6 protein-coding genes are annotated in these 5240 nt (G+C 71.0%); 1 reads left to right on the top strand and 5 read right to left on the bottom strand.

Translation table 11 applies throughout. The features are described from left to right. Nucleotides 1–587: 587 nt before the first annotated feature. On the top strand, nucleotides 588–1676 hold the full coding sequence (locus tag ACXAID_RS26965) for a phosphodiester glycosidase family protein (RefSeq protein ID WP_475025242.1): 1089 nt from the start codon (nucleotides 588–590) through the stop codon (nucleotides 1674–1676). On the opposite strand, the gene ACXAID_RS26960 is transcribed toward ACXAID_RS26965, so the two are convergent. The 5 genes from ACXAID_RS26960 to ACXAID_RS26940 form a co-directional block, all read right to left on the bottom strand. Next, nucleotides 1669–2460 (bottom strand): fructosamine kinase family protein, encoded by a 792-nt coding sequence (locus tag ACXAID_RS26960; RefSeq protein WP_475025241.1) that lies wholly within the window; start codon nucleotides 2458–2460, stop codon nucleotides 1669–1671. The genes ACXAID_RS26965 and ACXAID_RS26960 overlap by 8 nt on opposite strands. 50 nt (nucleotides 2461–2510) lie before the next feature. Beyond that, on the bottom strand, nucleotides 2511–3272 hold the full coding sequence (locus ACXAID_RS26955) for a mammalian cell entry protein (protein WP_475025240.1): 762 nt from the start codon (nucleotides 3270–3272) through the stop codon (nucleotides 2511–2513). Next, a complete protein-coding gene (locus tag ACXAID_RS26950) occupies nucleotides 3239–3808 on the bottom strand; it encodes a mammalian cell entry protein (protein ID WP_475025239.1) in 570 nt (189 codons plus the stop codon). The genes ACXAID_RS26955 and ACXAID_RS26950 overlap by 34 nt, the downstream gene beginning before the upstream one ends. Continuing rightward, nucleotides 3805–4785: an RDD family protein gene (locus ACXAID_RS26945; RefSeq protein WP_475025238.1), complete on the bottom strand. Its 981-nt coding sequence runs from the start codon at nucleotides 4783–4785 to the stop codon at nucleotides 3805–3807. The genes ACXAID_RS26950 and ACXAID_RS26945 overlap by 4 nt, the downstream gene beginning before the upstream one ends. After that, a partial coding sequence (locus tag ACXAID_RS26940) for a hypothetical protein (RefSeq protein ID WP_475025237.1) occupies nucleotides 4782–5240 on the bottom strand: 459 nt, incomplete at its 5' end. The genes ACXAID_RS26940 and ACXAID_RS26945, both read right to left, overlap by 4 nt.

Here is a 5240-nt window from a genome sequence, read left to right as displayed (position 1 = left end):
GACGGGGACCGACGGCGCACCGGGCAGCACCGGCTGCGGTGGATCCGGCTGGGCGCCGGCGGCCGGCGCGCCCAGCAACGGCACACACAGGCCGGCAGCGATCAGCGACACGCCACGAATGACCTGCGCACCGAGGTAACCCACCTCTCGATGGTGACACAGATGCCGCCGACGCGCCGGGCGCATAGTTAGCTGCGCCGGTCCGCCCGCCCTGGCCGGGGTTCCTCGCCACTGCGGGCTTCGCAGGGGCCGAACACGTTTCGGACGCGGCGGACCGCTGCTCCCCGAATCGGGCTTGGTGGCCCGGCCGACCGATCCGGCCGTGCCGGCATCCACCCCGCGCCCCGGCGAACGATCTCCGCACGGGTAGCTGGTCGCGACGCGGTCCGACGGCCGGTCCCACTGCGGTGTCGCACCGCCGCCCCCGCCGCCCCCGCCGCTCCGTGCGGCGGCTCAGCAAACCCGATAGCGACCGCGCCGCGATGCTCCTGTGATGCTGCTGTGACGAAAGTTGACAGTGTGTCTGCTGGGATTACAGTTGTATTGCCCGACGCCGTTGACCGGCCCGACCGTGAGAGGAGCCGACGGTGTGGAGCCCCACCGCAAACTTCCGGCGACTTCGCACCGGTGCCCGGGCCGGGGCGCTGTCCCTGGTCTGCATCCTGCTGGCGGCGGCGACCGCTCCGGCTGCCGGCGCGGCCAGCGCCCGCGAACTGCTCGCCGCCGCGATCGCCAACACCAAGGGCTCCTACCTCGTGTACAACTTCGGTGACGGCTTCGCCGCGCCGATGCTCAACGCGGCCGGCAACTGGTACGAGATCGACGGTGGCGGCCGGCTGATGATCATCAAAGCGGCCTCGCAGCGCCTCGCCCCCCGGCTGCTCGCCGACTCGCACACCGGATACCAGGCGCGCTGCGAGCGTGACCCGCGCGCACGGACCGGCGAGGGGCTCTGGCAGGCCTCCGAGATCTACTCCCCGCTGCAGGCCTGGCAGGCGCTCGGGCAGCCCACCATCGCGATCAACGCGAACTTCTTCGACATCCGCAGCCAGCAGGGCGGCTCGTGGAAGTCGACGGGCTGCAGCTCGCCGTTGGGCGCCTATGTGGACAACACCCGCGGGCTGGGCCGCACCAACGTCGCCGTGACCGGCACCCTGCCCTACGCCGGGAAGCAGGGCCTGTCCGGGGGCGACGAGCGCTGGACGGCGCTGTCGACGATGATCCTGCCGGTGTCCGGCAAGCCGTACGTGGTGGCGCCGCGCAACGACGAGGACTTCGACGCGGCGACACCCGTCGTCACCGGGTTGATCGACAAGGGCACCCGGTTCGTCGCCGTCGCGGGCCTCGGACTGCTCGCCCCCGGCGACACCGGCCAGCTCGACGATCCCGGTCCGGCAGCGGCCCGCACCGCGCTCGCCTACGTCGGCGACCGTGACGAGATGTACGTGTTCCAGGGGGGCAGATACACGCCCGATCAGATCCAGGACCTGTTCCGGGGCCTGGGCAGCGACACCGCCGTGCTGCTGGACGGAGGCGGGTCGTCGGCGATCGTGCTGCGCCGCGACACCGGCGGGATGTGGGCCGGCGCCGGCGCCCCGCGCGGCTCCTGCGACACCATGGCGGTGCTGTGCGACTCCCGCGAACGCGCTCAGCCGGCCTGGCTGGCCTTCAACTGAGCATGAGTGCGCTGCGCGCGGCCGCGCGGGTTTGCCCGAGGTAGCCGCCCCCGAACAGCGCCACATGGGCCAGCAGTGGAAACAACTGGTGCAGGCCCACCCGGTCACGCCAGCCGGGCCGCAACGGGTGTTCACCGGCGTACCCCTCGATCACGGTCTGCAGGTGGGGGCAGCCGAACAGGGCCAGCATCGCCAGATCCGTTTCGCGATGCCCGCCGTGGGCGGCGGGATCGATCAGCACCGCCCCCTCCCGGGTCCACATCACGTTGCCGCTCCACAGGTCGCCGTGCAGCCGGCACGGTTGATCATCGTCATCGAAATCACCTGCGCTGCAGCGGGATATGACTTCCGCGACGTCGGCGGCGGTGCTGCTGTCCAGCGCGGCGTACTCGGCCATCGGAGCGAGCCGGTGCTCGGCGTAGAACACGCCCCACGACCGTTCCCGACAGAACGCCATCGGCAGCGGCTGGTGCAGCGGACCGAAGAATCCCGGACCGGACCATCCTTGTGGGGCCGCCCCGAACCCGGCCGCGCCGGCGGCGTGGGTGCGGGCCAGGCGCCGCCCGAACGTCCCGGCCGCATCCCGGGTCGGCGCCACCGGGGAGAGCTGCTCCAGCGTCAGCGACACCGCGTCGACGTCCAGCACCCGGGCACACGGCACGCCGCCGCCCGCCGAGTCCAGCCACCGCAACCCGGCCGCCTCGCAGGCGAAGAATCCCTCCGGCGCCCGCGGGTTGCGCTTCACGAACTCCACCGGAAACTTCCTTTCTCGCCGAAATGGCATTCCAGCAGCCGTCTACTCGCACTTCCGCTGCCGGAATGCGAGTTCGGCGCTCAGAGCTGGGGGGTCAGGTCGAAGGACGTCACGGTCGACATCCGGGTGATCAGCCAGCGGCCACCGTCACGCTCCATCGTCAGCCGATACGACAGGTAGCGCAACGACGGGATGTTCTTCGACACCGGGCTGGTGGCGACCGAGTTGGTGTAGACGATCGCCGTGGCCGTTGACGGGATGTCCGGCGGCGAAACACTTTCCACCGCCGCTCCGACCACCTGCGTGCTGTTGCTGACCTGAGCCTGCTTGTTGGTCTCGACGATCGCGTCGATGTAGCGGCTGTATTCGGCGGCGAAGTCGCCGGACAGATAGCGCGACGCCCGGTCGACCAGGGTCGGCATGTCCTCGGGCGTATAGGTCCACAACGTGGTGATGGCGGCGGTGGCGGTCTCGGCGATGTCGAGCTTGGTCTGAACCAGGGCGCGCTCGGACAGGTAGGGCTGCGCCATGGCGCCGGCGAACGCGGCGGACCCGACGAACAGGGTGGCGGCCACCGCCACGGCGGCGATCAGGCGCCTCCCGGCCGGCCGGTGCGGGACGAGCACGACCTCCTGAGCCTCCTCGGACTCGCCGGCTTCCTGAGACTCGCCGGCCTCCCGGGTCTCCTCGGGCGGTGCCGCGTCGTCGGGCGACTCGCCGGAATCCTGCTCCCCGGCTTGGCTCTTGGCTCTGGCGGCCTTTCCCACCGGGTTCTTCGGCGATTCCGCGGGTTTCGGGGGATCGGCGGTCAGATCACCTGGATCAGGTTGCTGATCTTCCACTGCTGTCCTTCCTTGATCGTGGTGGCGATCCAGCGGCTGCCGCTTTCGATCGTGGAGGTGCCGTCCGGGGAAGTCGTGGTGATCTTGGTGGCGACCAGCACGTCGGCGCTGCCGTCGTCGTTCCATCGCTGCACACCCGCCTCCAGGACGGTCCCGGTGGTCGGCTCGGAACGGGCGACCTGGATGAGGATCTCGTTGAGTCTGCCCTGGAAGTTCTCTTCGAACTCGCCGGTGCCCTCGGCCAGCACCCGATCGGCATAGTCGTTGGCGTTGAACGGATCCAGCGAGGTGTACATCGTCATGAACTCGCGCGCGTAGCCGAGCGCTGCGGCGTCGTCGAGCGCGGCGCGGCGATCGGCCTCATGGCGGTTCAGCATCAGCGCGCTCGCCACGATCGCCGCGGTGATCAGGGTGGCGGCCAGCACCGCGACCACCGGCAGACCCCACCGCCGGGCAGGCCGGGGCTGCACCCGGAAGTAGTCCGGGCCGATGCCGCCGCCGTCCGCGGGGTCGGCCACCCTCCGTCGCGGACTCACTGTCCGGCCTGATTCATCTGCGGCTTCTTCAGCACCGTCAGGTTCGCCACCCGCCACTGCCCCTGTGACCGTTCGAACTCGACCCGCACCGTCGCGGTGATGAACCTCAAGTCGTCGGGGTTGGTGCCCCGCTGGCCCTGCATCGCCAACAACATCGCGGCGCGATCCGGCGTCACCGGCGGGTTGGTCAGCACCGCCGATGCGACCGCCCAGTACTCGTTCGTCGTCGCCTCGGCGTTGCGCACCGCCTGCTGCTGGGCCGTCAACTGCGGCCGATAGCCGTCGGTGGTCAACTGCTGGGCCCGCGCGAAATCCTCGTCGATCGTGTCTACGCCGTAGCTCAGCATCTGCTCGACGATGCGGGGGCCCTGTTCGGCGATCTGGACCTGCGCCGCATCGACGGCCCGCTCGTGCCGGTAGACCACCCCGTATCCCAGCCCCACCGAAGCCGCGCACACCGCGGCGGTGGCGATCAGGACCCAGGCCACCACCCGCCGCATGTCGCGCCCCGGAGCACCGACCCGCCGCACCTCGGTCCGCAGCAGCAGATCGGCGAAGGTCCGGCGGCGGCGGTCCCACAGCGGCCACAGCCAGCCCACCAGCAGCGCTCCGGTGTCGAGCAGGTGCGCCACCTCCCGCACCGTCAAACGCCACATCCCGACCGGCTCACCCGACCGGTGCCGGACCTCGATGCCGAACAGCGCACGCCCCAGCGTCCATCCGGTCGCATGCGGCAGCACCAGCCGATTCATCGCCATCAGGAACAGCGTGACGCCGGCGACCGCGGCGAACACCCACCGCACCCAGCCGTCGGCCGGGGCGGCCAGGGCCAGCAGCGCGGCCGTGGCGACCAGCCCGGCCCCGGGGAGCGTGTCGACGGCGAACGCGCCCGCCCGAGCCGCCCACGACGCCGGCGGCGCATCCGTCGTCGATCCGGGCGGTGCCTGTGTCGGTGTGGAGTCCAGAACCGCCGTCACGACGTGACCTGATCCAGACTGGCGATCCGGTACTGCCCCTCGTCGAGGGCCATCCTGGCCCGTAGCCGGTAGCCGACCTGCTGGTCGGCCGCTTCGGCGTTGGAGATCTTCACCCGGACCGCGACCAGCACGTTGATCGAGCCGTCCTCGTTGTGCCGTTCAACCGCCGCGCGCAGGTCGTCGACGGCCACGGTGGCGTTGGCGGCCTCATAGGCCTCGGCCAGGACACTGCTGTACAGCCCGGCCTGCACGCCGAACTCACCTGTCGAGCATTCGAGGATCTTCGACTGGGCCGCGGTCATCGCGGCGGTGTCGGGGGCCTGGGTGGCCGCCACGCAGTCCTTGGCCGCCTGCAGCGCTGCCGCGTCGGAGCTCGCGATATCGGCGGCGTGTTCGTTGGCGCGCAGTGCGAAGTATCCGCCGACGGCCGCGCCGGCGGTCAGCAGCACCAGCGC

Source organism: Mycobacterium sp. ABE4_509 (assembly GCF_056160785.1).
Note: the sequence above shows the minus strand (reverse complement) of the source record. Positions and strands in the feature narration are given on the sequence as shown.